Origin of the sequence: Allochromatium humboldtianum, assembly GCF_013385175.1 — a bacterium.
Taxonomy (GTDB): domain Bacteria; phylum Pseudomonadota; class Gammaproteobacteria; order Chromatiales; family Chromatiaceae; genus Thermochromatium; species Thermochromatium humboldtianum.
This window is the reverse complement of the sequence record NZ_JABZEO010000075.1, coordinates 1-427: the sequence shown is the minus strand read 5'-3', so window position 1 is coordinate 427 and position 427 is coordinate 1. Positions and strand designations below refer to the sequence as shown.

Genomic DNA, 427 nt, shown 5'->3' with positions numbered 1-427 from the left:
TGCCGCGAAATCGCCCTGGAGGATCAGGTGCCAGCCAAGGTTGCCCCAGGCATTTGAGAGTGCCGGTTCTAGCTCGGTGGCCCGACGCAGGTCGGCGATGGCCGCGTCATAGCGCTTCAATTCACTCAGGATGCGACTACGAGCCATGTAGTTGGAGGCGTCGTATGGAATACGGGCGATGGCCTCTGCCAAGAGGCCTAGGGCGGGGTCTGCATCACCTGCCGCCCACTTCTCCAAGGCGCGCTGGCGTAGTGTCATGGTATTCCGTGTTTCGAGTGCTGTGGCCAAGGCAGCCGATGGTATCGGTGCGGCCGCATCCTGCGCACGGGCTTCATGCCCGTGAACGCCCAACAGGCTCATGGTCAACATCCATGACACATAACGTCGTTGCATGACAAGTCTCTCTAGTCGAATCTCAGTCCAGTGT

The 427-nt window shown here is 60.0% G+C and carries 1 protein-coding gene; it reads right to left on the bottom strand.

Annotation, left to right across the window (positions count from 1 at the left end; translation table 11 throughout):
- Positions 1-393 (bottom strand): hypothetical protein (locus HW932_RS21550; protein ID WP_222932489.1); only part of this gene is annotated, 393 nt, incomplete at its 3' end.
- Positions 394-427: the final 34 nt, after the last annotated feature.